Below are 26843 nucleotides of genomic sequence, written 5' to 3'. Positions count from 1 at the left end.
GGCGCGGCTCAGCCCAGCACCGTCAACCGCTTGATCAGGCTCGATGTGTCCCATCGCCCGCCGCCCATCCGCTGCACATCCTTGTAGAATTGATCAACCAGCGCGGTGACCGGCAGGCTGGCGCCGATCTCATCGCCGGCGTCCAGGCAAATGCCCAGATCCTTGCGCATCCAATCCACCGCAAAGCCATGTTCGAAGGCATCCGCCAGCATCGTCTGATAGCGGTTCGACATTTGCCAACTGCCCGCCGCGCCCTGCGAGATCACCTCGACCACGGCAGCACCGTCGAGCCCGGCTTTATCGGCAAAGTGCAACGCCTCAGACAGCGCCTGCACCAGCCCGGCAATGGCGATCTGGTTGCACATCTTGGTCAATTGCCCGGCACCGCTGTCGCCCAGGCGGCGGCAGATCTTGGCATAGGCGGCAATCACCGGCTCCGCGGCGGCGTAATCGGCCGCGCTGCCGCCGCACATCACCGACAACGCGCCGTTTTCCGCGCCCGCCTGCCCGCCCGAGATCGGCGCATCGACAAAGCCAAGCCCTGCCGCCCTGGCCGCCGCGTTCAGCTCGGCGGTGACCTGAGCGGAAACCGTGGTGTGATCGACCAGCACCGCGCCGGGTTTCATACCGGCAAAAGCACCGTCTGCGCCCAGGCAGACGGCGCGCAAATCATCGTCATTGCCGACGCAGGTCATCACGAAATCCGCATCCACCGCCGCGTCTCGCGGCGTTGCCGCCGCCGCGCCCTGGTGCTGGCCCAGCCAATCCTTGGCCTTGGCAGCATTGCGATTGAACACCGTCACCGCATGCCCCGCAGTGGCCAGATGCCCGGCCATGGGAAAGCCCATCACCCCCAACCCGATAAATGCGACCTTGACCATGGCTTTCCCCTTTCCCCGAGATACCATAGGAGTCATGTCGGCCCGGCGGCAGATTGGCAAGGGCCGAGGCTTCAGGCGACGCAGACAGAACCAGCAAGAGGACCGGCCCAGACATGCAAATCGTTTTCCGGTGGTTGCTCAGACTCGCAGCGGCGATGGTGGTGGTCGCGGTGGTCGGGGTTGCGACGGTCTATTATCTCGCCTCGCGTTCGCTGCCCGATTACAACAAGACCCTGCAGGTCAGCGGCCTCACCGGCGAGGTCGAGATCCTGCGCGATCACGCCAATGTGCCGCATATATTTGGCGCCAGCGATGCTGATGTCTTTTTCGGGCTTGGCTATGCCCATGCTCAGGACCGGCTCTGGCAAATGATCACCATGCGCCGCACCGCCCAGGGTCGGCTGTCCGAGGTATTCGGCCTGCGCACCCTGGCGATCGACAAGCTGGTGCGGCGGCTCGACCTCTACGCACTGGCGCGGCGCTCGGTCGATGCGCAGGACCCGGAAACCCTGACCGCACTGCAGGCCTATGCCGATGGCGTCAATGCCCGGCTGGACGAGGTGAATGAGGGCGCCCTGGGCCGGGGCGCGCCCGAGATGTTCCTGTTCAACGCGCCGATCTCGCCCTGGCAACCCGCGGATTCGCTGGCGATGGTCAAGCTGATGTCGCTGCAATTGAGCGGGCAACTGGCGCGTGAAGTGCGCCGCGCCCGGACCTCGCTGGCGCTGCCGGATCCGGATCGGATCATTGATATCCTGCCCGATGCGCCGGGCAAGGGCATTGCCGCCCTGCCTGCCTATGCGGCGCTGTTCCCGGCGCTGGCCGAACGCCAGTTTGCCGCCGCTGCCCCGGCGCCACACATCCCGCTGTCGCCGGTGATGCCGATCGAGCTGGCCGGCGCCTCCAACGCCTTTGCCGCCGGATCGACCCGCTCGGCCACCGGTGGCACCCTGTTGGCCAATGATCCGCATCTCGGGCTCAGCGCCCCGGCGATCTGGTATCTGGCGCGGTTGGAACTGGCCAACGGCGGGGTGATCGGCGGCACCATTCCCGGCATGCCGGTGGTGCTGGTCGGGCGCAGTGCCAAGCTCGGCTGGGGGCTGACCTCGTCCTATCTCGACGATCAGGATGTGGTGATCGAACAGGTCAACCCCGAGGATCCCGAACAGTACCGCACCCCGGATGGCTGGAAGAAATTCGTCACCCGCGATTCCATCGTGACGGTCAAGGACCAGACCTCGGTCACTCTGCGGCTGCTTTGGACCGACAATGGCCCGGTGCTGTCGGGCGCCGATTACCGCCTCGCCGACATCACCCCGCCGGGGCATGTGGCCGCGCTCGCCTGGACCGCGCTCAGCGCGGCTGACACCAGCCTCGCCGCCGGGCTGAAGCTGATGCAGGCGCCGGATCGCAAGGCCGCGATCGCGGCGATGGCTGACTATATCGCCCCGGCGCAGAACCTGGTGCTGGTCGATGCCGAAGGGATCGCGATGAAATCCATCGGCGCGATGCCGCGCCGCAATGTCGACCATGAAACCATGGGCCGGATGCCAGCCCGTGGCTGGCTGGCTCAAAACCGCTGGCGGGGGATGCTGCCCTATCTGTCGAACCCGGAATTTGTCGATCCCAGCGGCGGTTTGCTGGCCAATACCAACAACAAGCTGCTGGACCGGCCCTTTCCCCAGCATGTGTCTTATGATTGGGGCGACAGCCAGCGCATTCACCGCCTGCAACGGCTGCTTGGCACCCGCCAGGTCCACACCCGCGACAGTTTCATCGAAGCGCAGCTGGACACCGTGTCCTATACCGCCCGCTCGCTGCTGCCACTGATCGGCAAGGATCTGTGGTTCACCGGCGAGGCGGCCCCCGAGGGCACGCCGGAGCGGCTGCGCCAGCATGCGCTGAACCTGCTGGCCGACTGGAACGGCGAGATGAATGAACATCTGCCCGAGCCGCTGATCTATGCCGCCTGGCTGCGCGCCCTGCAGGCGCGGCTGATCCAGGACGATCTGGGGCCGTTGGCGGCTGAATACACCCAGGTCGAGCCGCTGTTCATCGAACGGGTCTACCGCGACATTGACGGCGCCTCGATCTGGTGCGACGTGCGCCAGTCGACCCCGATCGAGACCTGCACCGATATCGCCCGGCTGGCGCTGGACGATGCGCTGGTCTGGATCACCAGCACCTGGGGCACGGCGCTGGATTCGCTGCGCTGGGGCGACGCCCATCAGGCGGCCCAGGATCACCAGACCTTGGGCAAGGTGCCGCTCTTGCGCTATTTCGTCAATATCCGGCAATCGACCAGCGGCGGCGACAACACCCTGATGCGCGGCGCCACCCGTGGCGGCTTTGGCGCCGATGCGTTTCTCAATGTGCATGCGGCGGGCTATCGCGGCGTCTATGACTTCGCCGATCCGGATTCCTCGGTCTTTGTGATCTCGACCGGCCAGTCCGGGCATTTCCTGTCGCGCCATTACGACGATCTGGCACAGCTCTGGCGGCGCGGCGAGTATATCCCGATGTCGCTGGATCAGGACCTGGCCCGCGCCGCCGCCGTTGGCGTCACCCGGCTGATTCCGCGCAACTGAGGCTTTTCATTTCCGGCCCCCGCGCTAGGCTTGCCAAAACCGCGCCAGGGAGACACCGCATGGAACCTGTAAGACTTGGCCGCACCGGCCTGATGATTTCGCCCGTGGTCTTTGGCTGCAATGTCTTTGACTGGACCACGGATACCGCCACCTCGCATCATTTGCTGGACCGGATGGTCGAGGCCGGGATCACCACCCTCGACACCGCCGATGTCTATAACCGCTGGGTCGAGGGCCACTCGGGAGGTGAGAGCGAGATCGTGCTGGGCCAATGGTTCGCCGCCAATCCCGGCCAGCGCGACAAGGTGCAGCTGATCACCAAGGTCGGCGGGCCGATGCCCGACGGACAGGGCCTGTCGGCAAAATGGATCGAGACCGAAGTCGAGCATTCATTGAAACGGCTGCAAACCGACCGGATCGACCTCTATTTTTCGCATCGTCCCGACGATGCCACCCCGCATGAGGAAACCCTCAGCGCCTATGACCGCCTGATCGCCGCCGGCAAGCTGCGCTGCATCGGCGCCTCGAATTTTGACGCGGCGCGGATGCAGGCGGCGGAATCGGCCGCCACCAGCCTGGGATTGACGCCCTACGGCGCCCAGCAGCCGGAATACAACCTGTTCACCCGCGATGTCTATGAGGGGCCGCTGGCCGAGTTCTGCATCCGGCATGACATCGGGGTGATCCCGTTCTTTGGGCTGGCGGCCGGGTTCCTGTCGGGAAAATACCGGGTCGAGGCCGATCTGAAAGGCCCGCGCGGCGAGCGCACCATCGGGCGGTTCCTGAACCAACGCGGACTGAAGATCCTGGCCGCCATGGATCTGGTCGCGGCGGAAACTGGCGCCAAACACGCGGAGATCGCGCTGGCCTGGCTGCGCCAGAAACCCGGGGTCACCGCGCCGATCGCCTCGGCCACCAGCGACAGCCAGCTTGACAGCCTGATCGCCGCCGCCGGGTTGACCCTTTCGGACAGTGCCATGGCGACGCTGGATGCGGCGGGGTAACGCGCGCCCGTCGACCGGCTAAAGCTGGCGGAACCGCGCTTCTTGCAGCGGCGACCAATGCACCCGCAGCTGCCAGCCGTCCTCGGTCTCGGTCTCGCTCAGCACCACGTTCTGCTCATAGAGCCAGGCGCGTTGCCGCCCGGCGTCAAAGGGCAGGATCAGATCGGCCGCGCTGCGCTGTTGGCTCAGCTTCTCGGTCACCGCCGCCAGCAGGGTGTCGATCCCCAGCCCGGTGATCGCAGACAGCGCCAGCGTGTCATCCTCGCGCCCGGCGCGACCGATCAGCTCGGCCCGGGTCTCTTCGGGCACCAGATCGATCTTGTTCCAGATCTCCAGAACTGGCACCGCCTCGTCCAGCCCCAGGTCGGCCAGAATATCGTTGACATCCTGCGCCTGTTCGGCGGTTTCGGGATGCGAGATATCGCGCACATGCAGCACCAGATCGGCCTCTAGCACCTCTTCCAGCGTGGCGCGAAAGGCGGCAACCAGCTGGGTCGGCAGGTCGCTGATGAACCCGACCGTATCAGAGAGGATCACCTCGGGCCCATCCGGCAGGCGCAGCCGCCGCATCGTCGGATCAAGGGTGGCAAAAAGCATGTCCTTGGCCAGCACATCGGCGCCGGTCAAGCGATTGAACAGGGTGGATTTTCCGGCGTTGGTATAGCCCACCAGCGCGACAATCGGGAACGGCACCTTGGCGCGGGCGGCGCGGTGCAGCTCGCGGGTCTTCACCACCCGCTCCAACTGACGCTTCAGCCGGGTCATCTGTTCGTCGATCGCGCGGCGGTCCGCCTCGATCTGGGTTTCACCGGGGCCGCCGACAAAACCAAGTCCGCCGCGCTGCCGTTCCAGGTGGGTCCAGGCCCGGACCAGCCGGGTGCGCTGATAGCTGAGCGCCGCCATTTCCACCTGCAACACCCCCTCGCGGGTGCGGGCACGGTCCGAAAAGATCTCAAGGATCAGCCCGGTCCGGTCCAGCAGCTTGACGCCCCATTTCTTTTCCAGATTGCGCTGTTGCACCGGGCTGACCAGCCCGTCAATCAGCACCAGCTTGACCTCGGCGGCCTCAAGCTGCGCCTTCAATTCTTCGATCTTGCCGGACCCGAACAGGGTGGCGGGCACCGGTTTGGCCAGCCGCACGATGCCCGAGCCGACCACCTCGAGCCCGGGCAGCGCATGGGCGAGCGAAACCGCTTCGGCCAAGGCGTAATCGGGCGCGTGGCGGCGCGCTTCTCGGGTCAGGTCGGGATGCAGGATCCAGGCGCGGGTTGGCGCCGGGTCATTGGGCGTCAATTTTCGCTTTCGCCTTCATACAGGCTGATCGGTTGCGAGGGCATGATGGTGGAAATCGCGTGTTTATACACCAGTTGCGATTGCCCATCCCGGCGCAGCAGCACACAGAAATTGTCAAACCAAGTGATCACGCCCTGCAGCTTGACGCCGTTGATCAGGAATATGGTGACCGGAACCTTGGATTTTCGGACGTTGTTCAGGAATGCATCCTGAAGGTTCTGTCGATCTGACGCCATTCTTGAAATGCCTTTGTTCTTGTAAATCGCCGTTGCACGGCTGTCCCGCAGTGTAGCTGATTATGGGTTGCGCGCGACCGAGTTTCCAGACCCAATCCGCGCCAACCGTATCAGCTGACGCAGAATTGCGTCAGTCGCGCCACAAGTTTCGGTTCAAAAGCGCGATAATGGCCAGAAGTTCCAGCCGCCCCAGCACCATCACCGCACAGAGAACCCCCTTGGACCAGGGGTCAAGCGTGATCAGATCGACCGGGGTTTCGGCGGCCAGGCTGATCAGCGGCCCGGTGGTCGACAGGGCGGCGGTGCTGAGCAGCATCGAATTCTCGAACGAGGTGCCAAGCCCGGCCAGGATCGCCGTTGCTGCGGCCAGGGTCATCGCGAACAGCATGAAGGAAATCCAGGCCTGAAATGCGCCATGCCGGCGAATCCGGCTGGTCCGGCTGCCGGATCCGGCCACCGAATGCGGATGCACCAGCCGCTCCATCTCACGCAGGCCCGCCAGGTAGAGCGCGAAGACCCGCAACAGCTTGACCCCGCCCGCGGTGGTGGCGACGCCGCCGCCGACCATCGCCAGCCCCATCAGGATCATCCCCGGGGTGTGCAGCCCCGACATCCGCTGGGCGGCGTCCCAATCGGCGCTCTCGAACCCGGTGGTGGTCAGGAACGACAACACCGTGAACAGCCCGCCCCAGAGGGCGCGGAACCCGATGGTTGCATCGCCATCGGCCGAAACCTCAAGTGCGGCCAGCCAATGGCGCAGGAACATCAGGGTCGGCACCGCGACGACAATCGCCAGGCCGATGCGGAATTCCGGGTCCTTCCAGAACCCGTGCCGCGCCACCGCAGTGTCCGAGGCAAAGGTGATCCGCGACAGCGCGAACAGCAGGAACAGAAAGATCACCATCTCGCCGCCGATCCCGGAATTGGCGTATTGAATGCCGCCAATCGGTGAAATGCCGCTGGTCGCCAGGGTCGACATCGCATGGCAAAGCGCCACCAGCGGCTCATCACCGCCCAGGATCAACAGCAGCCACAGCGCCGCGGTCAGCCCGGCATAGACCGGCCCCAGCCGCAGCGCGCTGGTCTGCACCCTTCGCACCGCGCCGGCGCGCAGAAACCGGTCGAGCCTGGTGGTGCCGACATTATGCGACACCGCCGCCGTCACCTCGAACCCGCCCAGTGACAGCGGCGCCATGATTGCCGCCGCCGCCACCCAGATCAGCAACCCGCCCATCCAGCCGACCTGGGCCCGCCACAGATGCAGGCTCGGCGGCAGCCGGGCCGGATCGAACAGGGTTGCGCCGGTGGTGGTCAGGCTGGAAACCATCTCGAAATAGGCGTTGAGAAAGGTGGTGGTGCGCAGCGCGTCGTAAAACGGGATCGCCAGCAGCACCGGCAGCAACACAAAGGTCGACAGCAAGGCCATCAGCGCCCCGAGATCGCCGCGATGCGAGCGCGCGCCGCGTGGCCCGCGCGCCAGCCCGATCAGCACCAGCAGCGCAAGCGCCAGGCCGGAGGTGTAGAAAAAGCTGCGCGCCACCACCAGATCGCCGATGATCAGCGCATGGCTGGCCGGCAACAGCATCGACAATGCCGCCAGGCCGAACAGGATCAGCAGCAGCGATTGTTCGTGAAGGCGTTCCAGCATCGGTTCAGAAATAGTCGATCGAGACCTGCAACAGGCGCTCGACCTCGGGCACATCGGCGGCCATCGCAAAGATCACGATCACATCGCCCTCTTCGATCCGGGTGGCGCCGGTCGGCTTGATCACCTTGTCGCCCTTGAGGATCGCACCGATCAGCACGCCCTCGGGAAAGTCGATCTCGCGGATCGACTGCCCGGAAATCGGGCTGGTCGACAGCACCTCGGCCTCGATCACCTCGGCCTCGGCATCGCCGATCGAATAGACGCCCCGCACCCGGCCATGGCGGATGTGGCGCAGGATCGAACTGACGGTGGTGCCGCGCGGGTTGATATAGGCGTCGATCCCCAAGGGCCCCAGCAGCGGCACCAGCGTCGGATCGTTGATCAACGCAATCGCCATCGGACAGCCCAGGCTCTTGGCGCGCACCGCGGCCAACAAGTTGGTCTTGTCGTCGTCGGTGACCGCAAGGATCGCGTCGGCCCGGCTGATACCGGCCTCGGCCAGCAATGCGGAATCGAGCCCGTCGCCATGCAACACGATGGTGCGTTCCAGCGCGTCGGCGGCGCGTTCGGCATTCTTGCGGTTTTTTTCCACCACCTTGGCGCGGATCCGCTGGGTGCGATCCTCAAGCGCCTTGGCCACCGCCAGCCCGACATTGCCGCCGCCGACAATCACCACCCGTTCCTGTTTCTTGCTGGATTTGCCAAACACCTCAAGGGTGCGGGGCACGTCTTCGTTGACCACAAAAATATAGCAATCATCGCCGGGAAACAGCTGATCGCCCGGTTCCGGGGCAAACAGTTTGCCCTCGCGACGAATGCCGACAACCACCGCGCGCAGAGTCGAAAACAGATCGGTCAATTGCCGCAGCGGGGTGTTCACCACCGGGCAATCCTCGCCGATATGCAGGCCGAGCAGCTGGGCGCGCTTTTCCAGAAAGGATTCGGTGTCAAAGGCGGCCGGTGCCGACAGCCTTTGCAGCGCCGCCTCGGCGACCTCGCGTTCGGGGCTGATCACCACATCGATCGGCATGTGGTCACGTCGGTAGAGGTCGGAATAAATCGCGTCGAGATAGCTTTGCGCCCGCAGCCGGGCGATCTTGCGCGGGATCGCAAACACCGAATGGGCGACCTGGCAGACCACCATATTGACCTCGTCCGAATAGGTCGCGGCGATGATCATGTCGGCGTCCCGCGCCCCGGCACGTTCGAGAATGTCAGGATAGGAGGCTGACCCGGCAATGCCCTGCACATCCAGCGTTTCCGTGGCGCGCGCGACCAGTTCGGGATTGTTGTCCACCACCGTCACATCGTTGTTTTCACCGGAAAGATGTCGCGCGATCTGCCAGCCGACCTGGCCCGCACCGCAGATGATGACTTTCATCATGCCGTCCCATTGGATGCCTCAGCGGTCCGGGACCGACCTTGGCCCCTGCCCCAAGACAATGTGAATGACATGCGGCCCCGGAGGGGTCAAATGATTTGTCAGCCCGCGCCAACGTGGCACAGTGGCGCCATGCGACCCGAATCACGCACCCTGCTGGCCCTTCCCCTGCTCGCCCTGCTGGCGGGGTGTCTGCCCTATACGCTCTACCATCGCAGCGGCGTCAGTGTTGATGACGTGCGCCGGGACGAGGTCGATTGCGGCCGCATCGCCCTGGCACAGGCGCCGGTGGAGATGGAACTGGATATCATCCCGGGCCGTGTGATCATGCAGCCGGTGATCTGCGATGCCGCCGGGAATTGCCGCGGCGGCCGGGCCCGTGAATTGCCGGATCGCCATATCCGCCGCGACGTGAACGAGGAATTGCGGCGCCTGATCGCCCGCCAGTGCATGGCCGAGCGCGGCTATCAGCGCCTCACCCTGCCCGCCTGTTCTGAGCAGATCAGCAAGGCGGTTGAACCGGCAATCACCCGGGTGCTGCCAAAGCTGACGCCGCAGGCCTGTGTGATCCGCCGCGGCGGCGAGAATTATCAGATCGTGCCGGGATAAGGCCTGCCCTACGGCGTTGACGGTGCCGCCGTCGGGTTTGGCGCTGAGACAGCCGATACCGGCGGCACGTCCGGCGCAAGCCCGGCGCGCAGCTTGCCGCCCAGTTCGGCAGCGGCCGCCGCGAGGCCCGCGTGCTGATGCGTCGCCAGAGAGCACAGCGCGTCCTGAAGCGCGTCGGTCACCTCGACCGCGTCCAAGCTGTCACGCAGCACCGGCCCAAAGATGCGGTTCAAGGTGCCACCCGCGTCGAAATCCGCCATGAACAGGCGCTGAAAGCGGCTCGGCTCAATCTCGTAGGGTTGGGTATCATGCATCACCCGCGCCATGCGTTGAATGCAATCTATCGCGGTGCCGGGGTCATTTACCCCGGGCGACAGGGCGCGGCTGGCGATCTCTGACAGGTTGAGCAGCCCGAATGCCGGATCCTGCGGATAATTGCGCAAGCTGCCAATCGCAATCTGGCGCGCGATAATGTCATGCAGGTCCGGATCGGCACGGTCGGTCTGGGCGATCACCCGGCCTTTTGGATAAAAGGCGCCGATCTGCACGTCGATCCAGATATGGGCATTTGCCTCTTTGGCCGCATTTTCCAACATCTCCTGATAGACCTGCTGCACATAGCCCGAACGCGGCGCGTAGACCTCATAGACCTGGTCCGGCAGAACCGCGGTGGCCAGAGATTGGCAGCCCAGCCGCGGGCGGCGCATCCGCAGGTCCCAGGCTTCGGCGGTCTGATCTTCGATACGCTGCGCGGTCTGGATCAGCGAACCGAACATCTCAAGATGACGCACCCAGCGGATGATGGCGACAATGATCATTGCCGCCACCAGCAGCGTCATGCCGAACAGCACCACCAGGTTGTCTTCGCGAAACACATCGGTTTCGCGCAGGACAATTGCGTTCAGCGCATAAAGATACGCGCCGATAAAGGTGGCAAGGACGGTATGGGTGGTGGTGTCCTGCAACATAATTTGATGCGCACGCGGCGTCCACATCCCGGACACCGAACGATGTGTTGCCGCCATGACCGCCAGCGAAAAGGTGGTCACCGTCAACATTGAATTGGCGATGACTGACAGGATTCGATCGACCGCCGCGGCACCGATCAGCCCATGCATCCCATCAGGGATCAGCGGTGAAAAGACATAGGCGATGGCGACCGACAGAAACGAAAGCACTGCAATCAGCAACACCCGCACGATCAACAGGCGGGAAAACTCGTTTGCCTTGCGCATCAGGGTCTGGAACATCGGCTCTCCTTCCTGTTCAGCTAATCAGATTGCGGCGCGGGCCGAAAGCGCCGTCCCGCAGTGACAAGGCATGGCTCGCCAGCGGCGCGAATGGTCGTTTTTCGCCATGACACTGCGGTTTGTCCCCCACAATATTGCAGGAAATCTCGGGAGTGACGGATATGAAAACCACCGCAAGGGTCGTTGTCATCGGCGGCGGAGTCGTCGGCTGTTCGGTGCTCTATCATCTGACCAAACTCGGCTGGACCGATGTGATGCTGCTGGAACGCTCGGAGCTGACCAGCGGATCAACCTGGCACGCGGCGGGCGGGTTTCACACCATCAACGGCGACACCAATATGGCGGCGCTGCAGGGTTATACCATCCGGCTCTATCGCGAGCTGGAAGAGATCACCGGCATGTCCTGCGGGCTGCACCATGTCGGCGGCGTGACCCTGGCCGACAGCCAGGATCGGTTCGACATGATGCTGGCCGAACGCGCCAAGCACCGGCACATGGGGCTGAACACCCGGATTGTGACGCCTGAGGAGATCAAGGAGATCGCGCCGGTCACCAATATCGAGGGCATCATCGGCGGGCTTTACGATCCGCTTGACGGGCATCTCGACCCCTCCGGCACCACCCATGCCTATGCCAGGGCGGCGCGGATGGCGGGGGCGGTGATCGAAACCCATTGCATGGTGCGCGAAACCAATCAGCGCCCCGATGGCAGCTGGGATGTCGTCACCGACAAGGGCAGCATCCACGCCGAACATATCGTCAATGCCGGCGGCCTCTGGGCGCGCGAAGTGGCGGCGATGGCCGGGCTCTATCTGCCGCTGCACCCGATGGAGCATCATTACATCGTCACCGATGACGTTCCCGAGATTTATCAACGCGATAGCGAGCATCCGCATGTGATGGACCCGGCTGGGGAAAGCTATCTCAGGCAAGAGGGGCGCGGCCTCTGCATCGGGTTTTATGAGCAACGGGCCAAACCCTGGGCCGTCGATGGCACGCCTTGGGATTTCGGCCATGAGCTGCTGCCGGATGACCTCGACAAGATCAGTGACTCGATCGAATTCGCCTATCGCCGCTTCCCGGTCCTGGCCAAGGCCGGGGTCAAGACGGTGATCCACGGGCCATTCACCTTTGCCCCGGACGGCAACCCGCTGGTCGGGCCGGTGCCGGGCCTGCGCAACTATTGGTCCGCCTGCGCGGTGATGGCCGGGTTCAGCCAGGGCGGCGGCGTCGGGCTGATGTTGGCGCAGTGGATGACGGCGGGGGAATGCGAACGCGACACCGCCAGTTTCGACGTCGCCCGCTTTGGCACCTGGACCACCCCGGGCTACACCCGCCCCAAGGTGATCGAGAATTACCAGACCCGGTTTTCCGTCGCCTACCCGAACGAGGAAAAGCCCGCCGCGCGCCCGTTCCGCACCACGCCGATGTATCAGCTGTTTGATCAGATGGGCGCGGTCTGGGGCCAGCAATACGGGCTGGAGGTGGTCAATTACTTCGCCGAAGGTAACGAGCCGCGCTATGAAACCCCGTCCTTCCGCCGCTCCAACGCCTTTGCCGCCACGGCGCGCGAATGTGCGGCGGTGCGCGGTGGCGTCGGCATCAACGAGATCCAGAATTTCGGCAAATACGCGGTGCGCGGCCCCAATGCCCGTGCCTGGCTCGATCACATCATGGCCGGTCGGGTGCCGAAACCGGGGCGGATGGCGTTGACGCCAATGCTCTCGGCCTCGGGCCGGATCATCGGAGATTTCACCATCTCTTGCCTGGTCGAGTCTGAGTTCCGCCTGACCGCCAGCTATTCGGCCCAAGCCTATCACCTGAGATGGTTCATGCAAAACATGAAGAACGTCGTAGAACTGGCTAATATTTCTGATCAAGTCACCGGATTTCAACTGGCTGGTCCGCGGGCACGCGCGGTGCTGGCCGCCTGCACCCGTGATGACGTCGCGGCGATGAAATTCCTCGATGTGCGGCGGATGACCATCGGCATGGTCGACTGCATCGTGCAGCGGGTCAGCTATACCGGCGACCTCGGCTATGAGATCTATTGCGAGGCGATCTGTCAGCGCAGCCTCTGGGACACGCTCTGGGCCGCCGGGCAACCGCTGGGGATGAAACCCTTCGGGATGCGGGCGATGATGTCGCTGCGGCTGGATCGGCAATTCGGGTCGTGGCTGCACGAATTCAGCCCCGATTACACCCCGGCGGAAACCGGGCTGGAACGTTTCATCGCCTGGAAGAAGCCGGTGGATTTCATTGGCCGCGCCGCGGCCGAGGCCGAGCGGGCGCGTGGGCCGGACCGGCGGTTGATCGGCTTCACCGTCGAGGCCAGCGATACCGACGTGCATGGCTATGAACCGATCTGGCTCGATGGGGAGGTCGTCGGATTCTGCACCTCGGGCGGCTATTCGCACCACCTCGGGCAGAGCATCGCCCTCGGCTTTGTCCCGACGGATGCCGACCGGCCCGGGCTGCAGGTCGAGATCGAGATCCTTGGCGACAGGCGCAGGGCACGGCGGATCGACGCGCCGCTCTGGGATGCAGACGGTGCGCGGATGCGCGGCTAACCGGACTTCGGCTCCAGACCGGCCAGCACCGCCCGCGCGGCGCGCAGACCCTGTGCTTCATCGCCCTGCCCCAGCCGCGCCATGCAGAGCGCCAGCGCCGCCTGCTGCGCGTTGGAATTGTCAAAGAGGTCCAGCACCGCCTCGGCAATCGGCGCCGGTTTGCAGGCGTGGCCCAGGAATTCCGGCACTGTCCGGCTTTCCGCAACCAGATTGACCAGCGTCACCGTATCGATGCGCAACAGCCGTTTCAGGATCACCCGGCTGAGCCAATGCATGTCATAGGCGATCACCATCGGCACCTGCGCCGCCGCCAGTTCCAGCGAGACCGAGCCGGAGGCCGCCAGTGCCAGATCCGCCGCCTGAAACGCCGCCCGTTTCTGCGCAACAAATGCGGGCGGCGTCATTTCGCGCGGATCGAGGATCAGCGGTGTCACCGGCCAATTGGCGCTGAGCGCGGTGACCAGACCGGCAACCGAGGGCGCGGCCGGCAGCACCGCGCGGATATCAGGGCGCTCGGTGCGGATCCGCGACAGGGCGGCGCCGAAGACCGGCATCAGGCGGCTGACCTCAGCCCGGCGCGATCCCGGCAGCAGCAGCAGGATCGGCGCATCGCCAAGCCCCTGGGCCAGGCGAAACGCCGCCGCCTGTGCGACGCTCGCCTGCGGCGCGGACACCGCCGGGTGACCAACGAAATCGCAGGCGACGCCCGCCGCTTCGATCAGCGGTGGTTCAAACGGCAGCAGCGCCAGCACCTGATCGACACTGCCACGCAGCCGCGCCGCCCGCTGTGGTCGCCAGGCCCAGACCGACGGCGCCACATAGTGAACCACTCGGATGGCGCTGCGCGCCTTGACCGCCCGTGCCAGCCGCAGGTTGAATTCCGGGCTGTCGATGGTGATCAGCAGATCCGGGTCTTGTGCCAGCACCGCCCGCCGGACCTGGGACAGGCGGCGGCGCAGCGCCGGATAGCGCGGCAGCACCTCGGCCAGGCCCATGACACTCAACTCTGTCATCGGAAACAGCGACTCCAGGCCCTGCGCCTGCATCAACGGCCCGCCGACCCCGGCAAAGCTGACCTCGGGGCACAGGCTGCGCAGCCCGGCCATCAGCGCGGCACCAAGCGCATCGCCCGAAGGCTCGCCAGCCACCAGAAACACCCGCATCAGCCGCGCGCCAGCAGAAACAGGCCGGTCTCGTCCAACGCCGCCTCGACCGCCGGGCGGTCGATCAACAGCACCCGGCGCGGCGTCACCAAGATCCCCGCCAGCCCGGCCCGGGCGGCACCCCGAATGGTCTCAGGCCCCAGGGCGGGCATGTCGACGCGCAGATCCTGCTGCGGCTTCGGCGCTTTCACCAGCACCCCGGGCGCGCCGGGGCGCAGGTCCGCAGGCAGCGCCGCGACCGCCGCCAGCAGCGCATCGGTGCCCTGCAACGTCTCGATCCCCAGGCATTGACCGGCGGCGACCACCGCCGCCTGACCGACATCCAGCGGCCCCAGCGCCGCAACAATCGCCAGCGCATGGTCGGCATCCGCCAGCATCGCCGCATCCGGGTCGGGGCCGAGGTGCAGCCCCGGTTCAACCAGCAGGCCGGGCGCGATCTGATGCGCGCCGACCACCTCGAACCCGGACTCCTCAAAGAACCGGATGACCTGACGCAACAGCGCGTCATCCCCGGCGGCCAATGCGGGCATCAGACGTGGCGCCTGCGCCAGCGTCACCGCGTCCAGCCGGGTCATGTCGAGCCTGGGTCGAGTCAGCGCGCCTGCCAGAACCAGCCGGTCCACCGTTGACCGCTTGAGGTCCGACACCAACGCCCCGAGCCGTTCAAAGTGATGCGGCTGGCCGATGGTCGGTGTGACGTCGGAGGGCACCCCGGCGAAGGTGGCGACAAAACAGCCCGGATCGGCCGCCTGAATCTCCAGCGGCAAGTCGCCGCCAAACGCCAGCAGGCCCAGCCGCCCGGCCATGCTCAATCCCGCCCCGGTGTCAGATAGGACCGGTCGCTTTCCGAGGTCACGAAGTCGACGATCTGGCGGACATAGGCGCTGTCGCTCAGCCCGCCCAGCCGCTGGGCGCGTTCAAGAAAGCTGCCCTCGCCCTGCGCCAGCGTCTGAAACGCGGCCATCAGTGCGGTTATATCCGCCCGCGCCACGCCGCGCCGTTTCAGCCCGATGATATTGACCCCCTCCAGTGCACCGCGCGGCGCCTGCACCAGCCCATGTGGGATCACGTCATGGGCGACCATGGTCAGCGCCCCGATGATCGCCCCCTGGCCGATGCGCACGAATTGATGCAGCCCGGACAGCCCGCCGATGATCACGTCATCGCCGACCTGGCAATGGCCCGCCACCGCGCAGGCATTGACCAGAACAACCCGGTCACCGATTTGCGCATCATGGGCGACATGACAGCCTGCCATCAGCAGGCAATCGGCACCGATCCGGGTGACGCCGCCACCACCGGCAGTGCCGGTGTTCACCGTCACATGTTCCCGGATGCGGGCGCGCGGCCCGATTTCAAGCGCCGAAGGCTCGCCAGCATATTTCATGTCCTGCGGCGGGCCGCCGACCACGGCAAAGGAATGAATCCGGCTGTCAGCGCCGACAAGGGTGGTGCCGGTCACCACCACATGGCTGTCCAGCCGCACCTGTTCGGCCAGCCGGACCTCGGGGCCGATATGGCAAAAGGCACCGATCTCACAGCCTGCACCAATCACCGCGCCCGGCTCGATCACCGCCGAAGGGTGGCACTGTGCTTCGGGGCTGATCGACATGCCATGGCTCCTTGGGCTGATCCCTTGGGCACTTAGTCCTTGGGCAATTCCATCATTGCGCTGAATTCGGCCTCGCAGGCCAGCTCGCCCGCGACCTCGGCCCGTCCGGTGAATTTCCAGACCCGACTGCCGGGCTTGCCGCGGCTGGTGGTCAAATGCATTTCAAGCACGTCGCCCGGCACCACCCTACGGCGGAATTTGCAGGCCTCGATTCCAAGGAAATACACCAGCATATTTCGATCGGCCATATTCAGCGCCGCGCCCACCATAATCGCCGCCGTCTGCGCCATCGCCTCGACGATGAGCACGCCCGGCATGATCGGATTGCCCGGGAAATGGCCCTGGAATTGCGGCTCGTTCATCGTGACATTCTTGATCCCGCGGGCGGATTGATAGCCATCGATATCCTCGACCCGGTCGACGAGGAGGAAAGGATAGCGATGCGGAATGATGCGCTGAATGAGTTCGAACCCGGCCCGGGTCGGGGTATCGGTCATAGAAACTTCCTTATCGTTGGCCGCGGCGTAAGGGCGGCGCCCCGCTGACTAGCAAGTGACCCGGTTGCGGGCAAGTCATGCGACCGGTTCACTGATCTCCGCCCGGCGGTGCAGCGGGGTCTGTAGCATCTTTGCGCTCCGCATCGGCCGCGTCCAGCCTGCGGATCACTTCCGGGGTGATATTGGCGATCTCGTCGCTGACAAAGACAAAGCGGGTCTCGATGATCGCCACCGCCCCGGTCTCAAGCATGATTTCCTCAAGCACTGGTTTGGCGGTCAACAGAAAGCGACGGCGACCCTCTTCGCTTTTTTGCCCCAGGGCCCGGGCCTTGGCATCCTGTTCACTGCGCAGCTTGCGCACCTTTTCATCAAAGGCATCGGCCAGGGCGCGGAACGCGTCCGGCGCCATGGTCTTGCGCTGTTCGGTCAGCTGCTGTTCCTCATCGATCAACGTTGCCTCGAGCTCGCGGTTTTCAGTGGCCAGGGCGCGGCTGCTGGCTTCGATCTCGGCGGCGATGCTCTGCCCCAGTTGCGATCCGGCAAAGGCCGCATCGCTGTCGATCAGCAGGATATTGCTCTGAAGCGTCGAAAGCCTGTCCTGGGCCGGGCTGACCGGGGCCGTGAGAACAAGAGCGAACAGGGCCAGCGCCAGCGAGCGCAGGCCCGGCAGGCGCAGAGAGCACGCGCCCGCCATGCCGGTCAGAACTGCGTTGAAATGGTCAGCTCGAACTGCTGTTCGCGGTCAAAGGATTCCTTCTTGATCGCTTTGGACCAGTTGAAGCGCAACGGTCCGATCGGCGTATCCCAGAACACCGACAGCCCCAGCACATGGCGCAGCGCGGCATTGTTGTTGACCACGGTATCGCCGGCGCTGGCGTTCGATCCGCCATCCAGGCCCCAGACGGTGCCGACGTCATAGAACAGCCCGCCCCGGATCCCGTATTCCGACGGCAGACCCAGAGGGAATTCCGCCTCGAACTGCGCCACCGCAAAGAACTTGCCGCCAAGCGCGTCATTGATCGTGCCGCCGTTGGTGGCGGTGTCGATTTCACGCGGGCCAACGCCATCGGGCTGAAAGCCGCGCATCACCGTGCTGCCGATCAGATAGCGGTCGGTGACCCGTGTGCCATAGCCGCCATAGGTGGTGAGGGCGCCGCCTTGCAGCGTTGCACGCAGGGTGATCTCTTCGTGAAAGACCTTGGTCTGCGCAATGGCCTTGGCCGAGGTCTGCACATAGCGCGCGTCGCCACCGGCCCCGGCGAAATCCTGGCCAAAGCTCAGCAGCACACCGGCATTCGGGTTCAACCCGGTGCTGCGGCTGTCAAAGGTAAAGAGATAGCCGAGGCTCGAAGTGATCTCGCCGCCGCGCGCGCCCTCTGCGGCAATGATGCCACCGGTCGTCCCGAGGCCGCGGATTTCGACCCATTTCAGGTTATAGCTGGTCTTGAGGTTTATGCTTTCGCTCAGCGGAAATGTCAGCCCCAGACCAAAGCTGGCGGTGGCGGTGTCATAAGCGGCGTATTCATTGTCGGTCTCGACATAGCCCAATCCGAAATCAAAGGCGACGTCACGGCCCAGAAACGCCGGTTCGGTGAAGTTCAGCGAATATATCCGATTCGATTCCGCACCCGAGAATGACAGAGCCACGCGCTGTCCCCGGCCAAGAAAGTTGTCTTCCTTGAAATTCGCCGCCAGGCCAAAGCCGATGGAGGTGGAATAGGTGCCGCCAAAGGACAGCGAGCCGGTGGGTTTTTCTTCGACATTCACGTCGACCACCACCTGCGATGACGAGGTGCCTTCGCGGGCGTTGACTTCGGCATTGGCGAAATAACCGAGCGCCCGGATACGTGCGGCGCTTTCGCGGATTTCGCGCGGGTTGAACGGATCGCCTTCGGCCACCTTGAACTGGCGCCGCACCACGCTGTCGAGCGTGGTGGTGTTGCCCTCGACGTCGATGCGTTCGACAAACACCCGCGGTCCGCGGGTCAGAACGAATTCGATATCCAGAGTCAGATCACGTTCGTTGCGGGTGATCCGTGGCTCGACACGCAGGAAATCAATGCCCTTGCGGATCGCCAGACGTTCCATCCGGGCGATCGAGTTTTCCACCAGGACCGGCGAATAGACCAGTCCCGGGCGGATCTTCAGCGCATCCTGAAATTCTGGCGCATTGGCATCGGGGATTTCCGAACTGGTGGTGATCTTGCCAAATTTGAACTGCTGGCCTTCGACGATGTTGAAGGTCAGGAAATAGCCGTCACGTTCGCGCGCCAGCTCGGCCTTGACGGCGTTGACGCGGAAATCGACATAGCCGCGCGACAGATAAAAATCGCGCAGGGTTTGCCGGTCGGCGGCCACCCGTTCTTCGGAATAGGTGTCCTTCAGGATCAGCAGCCGGAACGCCCCGGCCTGTTTGGAATCGATGACCCGACGCAGACGGTAATCGGAAAACACCTTGTTGCCGACAAAGCTGACGCGCTCAAGCTCGGTAATCTTGCCCTCGAAAATCTCGAAAACCAGGTTCACCCGGTTGCCGCCCAGCCGGATGATCCGCGGGGTCACCCGTGCCGCCACCCGGCCTGCTTCGGCATAGGCCTCGGCAATCGCCTGGGCATCCGCCTCGACCTGATTGGGGCGCAGCACATAGCGCGACTTTGACCCGATCGCGGCCGAGAGAACCTCGTCCTTGATCCGGCGGTTGCCCTCGAAATTGACCCGGTTGACCGTCGGGAATTCGATCACGCTGATCACCAGCGTGCTGCCACGCGGGGTCAGATCGACCTTTTCGAACAGGCCAGAGTTGACGATCCGCTGGTAGGCGGCGTTCAGATCGGCCGCGGTGACGGTCTTGCCTCTGGGAATCGATGCATATTTGACAATCGTGCCGGTCTCGATCCGTTCATTGCCCGAAACCGACACCTGCGAGAAGCGGTAGCTTTGCGCCTCGGCCCGGTCCAGCAGGCCGGACATCAGCAGCGAAAGACAAAAAACGACAAGAGTTACAAGCGCTTGCATCCGCAATGGCGTCATCACGCCTGCCTTGCTTACGGCACGTTGGTTCGGCAGCATTCTTTTATCCCAGTCAGACTTCCCTGAGGATCGTCGTATCGGGTCTAATGCATGTTGTCAAAACAGCAAAACGCGCAATCGACCAGCGGTTGCGCGTTCTCGGTGTAAGGGGGGCGCCGGTTTGGCGGCGCGGGTGGCTCAGCCCAGCAGGCTAGACAGAAAGGCCCCAAAGGTCAGGGCCAGGCCGATTGCAATCACATAGAGCAAACGATCCCAGTTCAGGGTGAACAGCAGCGACAGGCTGTTATAGCCGCTTTGGATGGCGTGGGCCATGGCGGACCTCCTTGCGTGGTCGATGGACGGATTTTCTCACCCTTCAATTCTGGCAAAGGAATGAGGCAAGAATCCGAACCGAATTATGGCAAGAAAGTGGCAAGCGCCGCGATATGGCACTGGCCGGCCAGAAATCAGGGGCAGAACAGATCGTTGCTGAGCGCAAACAGCATCACCGACAGGATCAGGGTCAGCCCCGCCGCCATCAGAATCCGCAACGCCTTGTCCGAGGGCGGACGACCAGTCACTGCCTCGAAGGCGTAGAAAACCAGATGCCCGCCGTCGAGGACCGGGATCGGAAACAGGTTCAGCATGCCAACCGCCGTGGACAGCGCCGCGACAAACCAGACAAAGCTTTCGACGCCCTGGCTTGCCATTGCACCGGAGGTCTGGGCGATGCCAATCGGGCCGGTCATGTTGCAGGTGCTGATCGCCCCGGTGATCATATGCCACAGGCCCGAGAACGAGCTGGTGACGATCCGCCCGGTCTGGGTGACGCCATTCCAGAGCGCCGTAATCGGCCCGACGGTCACGGTCGCGGGTTCAAACGCCAACCCGCCGACGATGCCGACCCGCCATTCGGTGCGAAAGCCGCCCTCTGGCTTGGGTTCGTCCACCCGGCGCGGGGCCAGCACGAAATCCAGGATTTCGTCAATTCCGGGCCGGAACACCACAAGTTTGATCGCCCGTCCCTGCCCGTCTTCGACATGGGCTTTCAGCTGATCGAAGGTGACAATCGCCTCACCCTCGACCTCGGTGATCACATCGCCAGATTTCAAACCGGCATCATAGGCCGCCGATTGCGGGGCCAGCTGGGTGATCAGCGGCGGGTAAAGGTTCGGGCCGGCCACTTCCATCGTCGCGCCATCGCGGACGACCTTGTAGGTCAGCGCAGCGGTCCCGGGAACGGCACGGGCAAAGGCATCCATCGCAACGCCATCGTCGAAATCGGGCACCGCGACGCCGTTTACCGCCAGCACCTGATCGCCCTCGCGCAGTTCCAGCGCGCCACCGGGCAGCGCCCGCATGTCGCCGACCGTCAAAGGCTCGGCAACCTCGCCGCGGGCCATGAACAGCACCGCAAAAACCGCAATCGACAGGATGAAATTGAACACCGGCCCTGCCGCAACGGTGGCGGTGCGGGCCCAAAGCGGCGCGCCCTGCATGGTGTGACGACGCTCTGCCGCGCTCATCTGGCGCACCACATCGCTGTCCGGGCTGGAGGCCGCATCGGCATCGCCCAAAAACCGCACATAGCCGCCGAAAGGCAGCAGCGCCAATTGCCAGCGGGTGCCGCGCTTGTCGACCCGCGACCAGAGCTTGGGACCAAAGCCCAGCGAAAACACCTCGGCATGGATACCCGACCAGCGCCCGACGATGTAATGGCCATATTCATGAATGGCGACAATGATCGACAGGGCGACGACAAAGGCCAGTAGAGTCATCAGCACGCTGCCGAATTCGGGCAAAAACGCCATTCGGAAAATCCTTTTCCTATCGTTTGTTCAGATTGCCGATATAGTCCGCCGCCCAGGTGCGGGCCAGACCATCAGCCATCACGATGTTATCAAGCGTGAATTCGGCATCAATAAGACCCGGCTCCGCCTCGGCCCGTTCAAGACTCGCGGCGACCGCATCGGCCATTTCGGTGAATTTCATCGCCCCCGCGATAAAGCCATCCAGCGCCTGTTCCTTGGCGGCGTTGAACACCGCCCCCGCCAATCCGCCGCGCGCCATCACCTGCCGGGCCAGGCCAAGGGCCGGAAACCGCTCCGGATCCGGGCGCTGAAAACTCAGCCCGCCGATTTCGGCCAGATCCAGCCGCGCCACCGGCAGCTCCCGGCGCGTTGGCCAATGCAGCGCATAACCGATCGCATGGCGCATATCCGGAGCCCCCAGATGCGCGATCAGGGCACCGTCGGTATGGCCGACCAGCGCATGCACCAGCGATTCGGGATGGATCAGCACCTCGATCCGATCCGGCGCGATGCCAAAGAACTCCTTGGCTTCAATAACTTCCAGTGCCTTGTTGAACATCGAGGCGCTGTCGATGGTGATCCGCTGCCCCATGTCCCAGGTCGGATGGGTGGCAGCCTGCGCCGGGGTGGCACTGGCCAGCTGCGCCAGCGGCCAATCGCGAAAGGCGCCGCCCGAGGCGGTCAGAATCAGCCGCTCGACCTGCGCCGGATCCTCACCGGTCAGGCATTGAAAGGCGGCCGAATGTTCGCTGTCCACCGGCAGGATGCGCGCGCCACTTGCGGCGGCCCGGGCCATCACCAACGGCCCGGCGGTAACCAGGGTTTCCTTATTGGCCAGCGCCAGGGTCGCGCCCTGATCCAACGCCGCGAGGCCCGGTGGCAGACCCGCCGCGCCGACAATCGCCGACATCACCCAATCCGCAGGCCGCGCCGCCGCCTCGCAGAGGGCCACGGCCCCGGCGGCGACCTCAATGCCGCTGCCTTGCAGCGCGACGCGCAGATCGGCCAGGCAGTCGTCATGGGCGGTCACCGCCAGTTGCGCGTTCAACCGGCGCGCGTCCTTGGCCAGCTGCGCGATATTGCGCCCGCCGGTCAGGGCGACGACCTCATACTCATCAGGCGCCCGCGCGATCAGGTCGATCGTGCTCTGCCCCACCGAACCGGTGGCCCCAAGGATGCTGATCCGCCGCATTGCCGCCTACACCAGCCCTGGCGGAAACCCGGCGAAGGGTCCGACCAGCAACAGAAACAGCGACCCGCCGAGCATGCCGTCAAATCGATCCATCAGCCCGCCATGCCCCGGAATCAGCGCCGAGCTGTCCTTGACCCCGGCCCGGCGCTTCACCGCGCTTTCGGCAATATCGCCCAGTTGCGAGGCCATCGAAACCGCAATGCTGACCCCGGCCAGCCCCAGCCCGCTGCCGGTCACCATGCCAAAGATCACCCCGACAATCGCCGCCGCAATCCAGCCCGCCGCGGTGCCCGACCAGGTCTTTTTCGGGCTGATACGCGGCCAGAACTTTGGCCCGCCGATCATCCGCCCGGCGAAATAGCCCGCGACATCGGTGACCACCACAACCGTGACCAGCCACAGCATCCAGGTAAAACCGAAGTCGCCGCGCAGCCGCGCCATGCCAAAGGCGGCGAACAGGATCACCGCGGTAAAGATGAGGAAAACCACCTGCCGCGACGGCAGCAACCGGATCGCCAGCAGCGACGGCACCAGCAACATCGGCAGCGCCAGATAGATCGGCAGGTAGAACGCCAGCAGACTGGCCAGCGCCGCGATCACGGCCATTTGTGGGGCGAGGTTGCCGCGATCCGGCACCGACATCCGGGTCAGTTCCCAGGTCATGCCGCCGGCAATCAACGCCATGGCGATGCGAAACCAGTGGCCGCCGGTCCAGATCAGCACCGCGCCGAGCCCCAGCATCACCACCCCGGAAATCACCCGTGGCGCCAGGTCCGACCAATTGCGGGACACGCCCGGCCTGTCGCCCGAATCCGCCATCTCAGGCCTTGACCCCGCCGAAGCGGCGGTCGCGCCCGGCATAGCTGGCCACCAGATCGGCAAAGATTTCATGGGTGAAATCCGGCCAGAGCGTGTCGATGAATTCATATTCGGCATAGGCCGATTGCCAGAGCAGGAAGTTTGAAATCCGCGCCTCGCCGCTGGTGCGGATCACCAGATCGGGGTCCGGCAGCACCCGCGTGTCGAGGTAGCGCGGCAGGGTTTCGACATCTATGGCCTCTGGATCCAGGCGCCCCTCGGCCACATCACGGGCCAGCCGCTTGGTGGCACGAGCGACCTCGTCACGGCCACCGTAATTGATCGCGATGGTCAGGTTGGTGCCGTCGCATTCGGCTGTCATCTCTTCCAGCTCGTCCATCAGGTTCTGCAGCTTGATGTCCAGCCCCGGCCGGTCGCCGATAAAGCGCACCCGGACATTGTGGTCGCGCAGATCCTTGGCCTCTTTGCGGATATAGCTGCGGAACAGGCTCATCAGCCCGGCCACCTCTTTCTGGGTGCGCTTCCAGTTCTCGGTCGAGAAGGCAAAGATCGTCAGATACTCGACCCCCAGATCGGGGCAGGCCTGCACCACTTCGCGCACCCGCCGGGCCCCGGCATGGTGACCGAACAGCCGCGGACGACCGCGGGATTCCGCCCAGCGTCCATTGCCATCCATGATGATCGCCACATGACGCGGACCACCGAATTGCCTGCCGTCATCGGGCATGACGCCCTCCTCTGTCCGGCGAGTCAAACCTGCATGATCTCGGCTTGCTTGGTTTCCAGCGCCTTGTCCATCAGCCCGATGAACCGATCGGTGATATCCTGCACCTCGGCTTCCCAGATCTTGGCGTCATCCTCGGACATACCGGCCGCCTTGGCCTTTTTGATCTGGTCCATCCCGTCGCGACGCACATTGCGCACGGCGACCCGGCCGTGTTCGGCATATTGCGCCGCCACCCGGGTCAATTCGCGACGCCGTTCCTCGTTCAGCTCGGGGATCGGCAGCATGATGATGGTGCCATTCAGCTGCGGATTGATCCCCAGCCCGCTTTCGCGGATTGCCTTTTCCACCGCCTGGACCATGGATTTGTCCCAGACGTTGATCGTCACCATCCGCGATTCCGGCACGTTCACCGTTCCGACCTGATTAATCGGTGTCGGCTGGCCATAGGCCTGCACCATGATCGGGTCGAGCATCGAGGACGAGGCCCGTCCGGTGCGCAGGGACGCGAATTCACCGCGCAGCGCCGTCAGCGCGCCGTCCATCCGGCGTTCCAGATCATCCGTGTCGATTTCGATTTCTTCGTCAGCCATAAATTTTATCCGCCATTCTTGGCCCCTGCCCGGGCCTGAAACTTAAATATCCGCTCAGTCCGGCGCTGTATAGTCTCGCCAGGCCTCAGCCATGCACCCTGGTATAGGTGCCCTTGCCCGCCAGAATGGTGCGAAAGCCGCCCGGCTCATCCAGCGAGAACACGATGATCGGCATGTTGTTGTCGCGCGCCAGGGCAATCGCGCTGGCATCCATCACCTTGAGGTATTTGGTCAGCACATCGTCATAAGAGATGTCGTCATAGCGCACCGCATCGGCGTGATGCTTGGGGTCCTTGTCATAGACACCGTCCACCTGTTTGCCCATGAAGATCGCCTCGCAAGCCATTTCACTGGCACGCAAAGTTGCCGCCGTGTCGGTGGTGAAATAGGGATTGCCAGTGCCCGCCGCAAAGATCACCACGCGCTTTTTCTCAAGATGGCGCACCGCGCGGCGACGGATATAGGGCTCACAGACCTGATCCATCGGAATTGCGCTGACGACCCTCGTGTGCACGCCAAGCTGTTCCAGCGAGGATTGCATCGCCAGCGCGTTCATCACTGTGCCCAGCATTCCCATGTAATCGGCGGTTGTCCGCTCCATCCCCTGGGCCGAGCCGGACAGACCGCGAAAGATATTGCCGCCGCCGATAACCATACAGACCTCGACCCCGAGATCGGCGACCGATTTCACCTCGCGGGCGATGCGTTCGACCGTCGGTGGATGCAGACCGTATTGCTGGTCGCCCATCAGCGCCTCACCCGAAATTTTCAACAGCACGCGACGAAAGGTTGTCTGCGAGAGATCAGTGATTTCGGCGGCCATGTTGCACTCCGTCGCGGCAGGGGTCTAGGATCGCGCGCAACCTGTCGGAAAACGCCGTCCGGTTCAATGCTCCATCGCCCCCGATCTTGCCCGTTTTATCCGTATCAGGTGTCTGGCTGTTGAAAATACCCCACGATCTTGATCCCGACCGCCCGGTATTGATCGCCGGGCCAACCGCATCGGGCAAATCCGCGCTGGCGCTGGCGATCGCCGAACAGCGCGGCGGGGTGATCGTGAATGCCGATGCCTTTCAGGTGTTTGCCAATTGGCGGCTGCTGACCGCCCGGCCCGACCCGGCCGAGGCAGCCCGCGCCGAACACCGCCTTTATGGTCATGTGCCCGGGACCCAGGGCTATTCGGTCGGCCATTGGCTGCGCGAGGTTGCACCGCTGCTGACCGGGCCACGGGTCATCATTGTCGGCGGCACCGGCCTCTATTTCACCGCCCTGACCGAAGGGCTGGCCGATATTCCGGAAACCCCGGCGGCGATCCGGGCCGAGGCTGACCGGCTCCGCAGGACCGAGGGGCTGGCCGCGATGTTGGCGGGTCTGGACGACGAAACCCTGGCCCGAATCGACCAGCAGAACCCGATGCGGGTGCAGCGCGCCTGGGAGGTGCAGCAAAGCACCGGGCGCGGCATTGCCGCCTGGCAGGCCGACACCCCGCCGCCGCTGCTGCCGCTGGCCGACGCGCAACCGCTGCTGATCGAGGCGCCCCGCGACTGGCTAAACGCCCGTATCACCCGCCGCTTTGATGCGATGCTGGCGGCAGGCGCGCTGGAGGAGGCCCGGGCCAACCTGCCCGGCTGGGATCCGACCCACCCTTCGGCCCGCGCCATCGGCGCGCGGGAATTGGTGGCGCATCTGCAGGGCGAATTGACACTGGACGCGGCCCGCGCGGCGGCCAGCATCGCCACCCGACAATATGCCAAGCGACAGCGCAGCTGGTTTCGTGCGAGAATGTCGAAGTGGCGACGGATTCCGACCTCGGATTGAAAGAAAACCGTCGCCAGAAAATGTCTGCAAGAACAGCTTTCAACACGCCGGGATTGAAAAAATGTCGCTTTTGACTGTGGGCAATGTCGTTTTCGCGCTCTACCCTGCTGATCGGAAACGTTGACGCACCGCAACAAACCATGCG

The 26843-nt window shown here is 64.3% G+C and carries 24 protein-coding genes; 5 read left to right on the top strand and 19 right to left on the bottom strand.

All coding sequences use genetic code 11. From position 1 onward, the window contains the following. Window positions 1-8 precede the first annotated feature (8 nt). Window positions 9-881, bottom strand: a complete 873-nt coding sequence (locus P1U48_RS10290; protein WP_301068889.1) for an NAD(P)-dependent oxidoreductase — start codon at window positions 879-881, stop codon at window positions 9-11. Window positions 882-994: 113 nt separating this feature from the next. On the opposite strand from P1U48_RS10290, the gene P1U48_RS10285 reads away from it, so the two are divergent. Together P1U48_RS10285 and P1U48_RS10280 are read left to right on the top strand one after the other, a co-directional pair. Further along, on the top strand, window positions 995-3469 hold the full coding sequence (locus tag P1U48_RS10285; RefSeq protein WP_301068888.1) for a penicillin acylase family protein: 2475 nt from the start codon (window positions 995-997) through the stop codon (window positions 3467-3469). 59 nt (window positions 3470-3528) lie between these two features. Next, a complete protein-coding gene (locus tag P1U48_RS10280; protein WP_301068887.1) occupies window positions 3529-4473 on the top strand; it encodes an aldo/keto reductase in 945 nt (314 codons plus the stop codon). An 18-nt stretch (window positions 4474-4491) separates the two neighbouring features. On the opposite strand, the gene hflX is transcribed toward P1U48_RS10280, so the two are convergent. The 4 genes from hflX to trkA all read right to left on the bottom strand — a co-directional run bounded on the left by hflX (window position 4492) and on the right by trkA (window position 9031). Then, window positions 4492-5766, bottom strand: coding sequence for a GTPase HflX (gene hflX, locus P1U48_RS10275; RefSeq protein WP_301068886.1), 1275 nt, complete (start codon window positions 5764-5766; stop codon window positions 4492-4494). Further along, on the bottom strand, window positions 5763-6002 hold the full coding sequence (gene hfq, locus P1U48_RS10270) for an RNA chaperone Hfq (RefSeq protein WP_301068885.1): 240 nt from the start codon (window positions 6000-6002) through the stop codon (window positions 5763-5765). The genes hflX and hfq overlap by 4 nt, the downstream gene beginning before the upstream one ends. 130 nt (window positions 6003-6132) lie before the next feature. After that, complete coding sequence (locus P1U48_RS10265; RefSeq protein ID WP_301068884.1) at window positions 6133-7650, bottom strand: potassium transporter TrkG; 1518 nt, start codon at window positions 7648-7650, stop codon at window positions 6133-6135. A gap of 4 nt (window positions 7651-7654) precedes the next feature. After that, a complete protein-coding gene (gene trkA / locus P1U48_RS10260; RefSeq protein ID WP_301068941.1) occupies window positions 7655-9031 on the bottom strand; it encodes a Trk system potassium transporter TrkA in 1377 nt (458 codons plus the stop codon). 132 nt (window positions 9032-9163) lie between these two features. Here trkA and P1U48_RS10255 point away from each other — a divergent pair, with 132 nt between their 5' ends. After that, window positions 9164-9640, top strand: coding sequence for a hypothetical protein (locus P1U48_RS10255; protein ID WP_301068883.1), 477 nt, complete (start codon window positions 9164-9166; stop codon window positions 9638-9640). Window positions 9641-9648: 8 nt separating this feature from the next. On the opposite strand, the gene P1U48_RS10250 is transcribed toward P1U48_RS10255, so the two are convergent. Next, window positions 9649-10890 carry a DUF2254 domain-containing protein gene (locus P1U48_RS10250; protein ID WP_301068882.1) on the bottom strand — a complete coding sequence of 414 codons (1242 nt, stop codon included), beginning with the start codon at window positions 10888-10890 and terminating at the stop codon, window positions 9649-9651. 161 nt (window positions 10891-11051) lie between these two features. Between P1U48_RS10250 and P1U48_RS10245 the strand changes: the two genes are divergently transcribed. Continuing rightward, a complete protein-coding gene (locus P1U48_RS10245) occupies window positions 11052-13460 on the top strand; it encodes an FAD-dependent oxidoreductase (protein WP_301068940.1) in 2409 nt (802 codons plus the stop codon). Here P1U48_RS10245 and lpxB read toward each other — a convergent pair. The 13 genes from lpxB to pyrH form a co-directional block, all read right to left on the bottom strand. Beyond that, window positions 13457-14623: a lipid-A-disaccharide synthase gene (gene lpxB, locus P1U48_RS10240; protein WP_301068881.1), complete on the bottom strand. Its 1167-nt coding sequence runs from the start codon at window positions 14621-14623 to the stop codon at window positions 13457-13459. The two genes, P1U48_RS10245 and lpxB, sit on opposite strands and share 4 nt — an antisense overlap. After that, entirely contained in the window at window positions 14623-15429 is an 807-nt protein-coding gene (gene lpxI, locus P1U48_RS10235) for a UDP-2,3-diacylglucosamine diphosphatase LpxI (RefSeq protein ID WP_301068880.1), read from the bottom strand. Before lpxI ends, lpxB begins: the two co-directional genes overlap by 1 nt. A gap of 2 nt (window positions 15430-15431) precedes the next feature. Beyond that, window positions 15432-16235 (bottom strand): acyl-ACP--UDP-N-acetylglucosamine O-acyltransferase, encoded by an 804-nt coding sequence (lpxA, locus tag P1U48_RS10230; RefSeq protein WP_301068879.1) that lies wholly within the window; start codon window positions 16233-16235, stop codon window positions 15432-15434. A gap of 32 nt (window positions 16236-16267) precedes the next feature. Then, complete coding sequence (gene fabZ / locus P1U48_RS10225; RefSeq protein WP_301068878.1) at window positions 16268-16732, bottom strand: 3-hydroxyacyl-ACP dehydratase FabZ; 465 nt, start codon at window positions 16730-16732, stop codon at window positions 16268-16270. A gap of 88 nt (window positions 16733-16820) precedes the next feature. Further along, complete coding sequence (locus P1U48_RS10220) at window positions 16821-17426, bottom strand: OmpH family outer membrane protein (protein ID WP_301068877.1); 606 nt, start codon at window positions 17424-17426, stop codon at window positions 16821-16823. Between the two features lie 5 nt (window positions 17427-17431). Continuing rightward, window positions 17432-19702 (bottom strand): outer membrane protein assembly factor BamA, encoded by a 2271-nt coding sequence (gene bamA, locus P1U48_RS10215; protein ID WP_301068876.1) that lies wholly within the window; start codon window positions 19700-19702, stop codon window positions 17432-17434. 237 nt (window positions 19703-19939) lie between these two features. Further along, entirely contained in the window at window positions 19940-20074 is a 135-nt protein-coding gene (locus tag P1U48_RS10210) for a hypothetical protein (RefSeq protein WP_301068875.1), read from the bottom strand. A 134-nt stretch (window positions 20075-20208) separates the two neighbouring features. Further along, entirely contained in the window at window positions 20209-21552 is a 1344-nt protein-coding gene (gene rseP / locus P1U48_RS10205; protein WP_301068874.1) for an RIP metalloprotease RseP, read from the bottom strand. A gap of 16 nt (window positions 21553-21568) precedes the next feature. Next, window positions 21569-22744, bottom strand: a complete 1176-nt coding sequence (dxr, locus tag P1U48_RS10200) for a 1-deoxy-D-xylulose-5-phosphate reductoisomerase (protein WP_301068873.1) — start codon at window positions 22742-22744, stop codon at window positions 21569-21571. 6 nt (window positions 22745-22750) lie between these two features. Further along, on the bottom strand, window positions 22751-23563 hold the full coding sequence (locus tag P1U48_RS10195) for a phosphatidate cytidylyltransferase (RefSeq protein ID WP_301068872.1): 813 nt from the start codon (window positions 23561-23563) through the stop codon (window positions 22751-22753). Between the two features lies 1 nt (window position 23564). After that, on the bottom strand, window positions 23565-24290 hold the full coding sequence (gene uppS / locus P1U48_RS10190; RefSeq protein WP_301068871.1) for a polyprenyl diphosphate synthase: 726 nt from the start codon (window positions 24288-24290) through the stop codon (window positions 23565-23567). Between the two features lie 23 nt (window positions 24291-24313). Continuing rightward, a complete protein-coding gene (gene frr, locus P1U48_RS10185) occupies window positions 24314-24880 on the bottom strand; it encodes a ribosome recycling factor (protein WP_301068870.1) in 567 nt (188 codons plus the stop codon). 85 nt (window positions 24881-24965) lie between these two features. After that, complete coding sequence (gene pyrH, locus P1U48_RS10180) at window positions 24966-25703, bottom strand: UMP kinase (RefSeq protein WP_301068869.1); 738 nt, start codon at window positions 25701-25703, stop codon at window positions 24966-24968. Window positions 25704-25819: 116 nt separating this feature from the next. On the opposite strand from pyrH, the gene miaA reads away from it, so the two are divergent. Further along, window positions 25820-26698, top strand: coding sequence for a tRNA (adenosine(37)-N6)-dimethylallyltransferase MiaA (gene miaA / locus P1U48_RS10175; RefSeq protein WP_301068939.1), 879 nt, complete (start codon window positions 25820-25822; stop codon window positions 26696-26698). The last annotated feature ends 145 nt before the right edge of the window (window positions 26699-26843 follow it).

Source organism: Pseudooceanicola sp., from assembly GCF_029213205.1.
Taxonomy (GTDB): Bacteria; Pseudomonadota; Alphaproteobacteria; order Rhodobacterales; family Rhodobacteraceae; genus Pseudooceanicola.
Note: the sequence above shows the minus strand (reverse complement) of the source record. Positions and strands in the feature narration are given on the sequence as shown.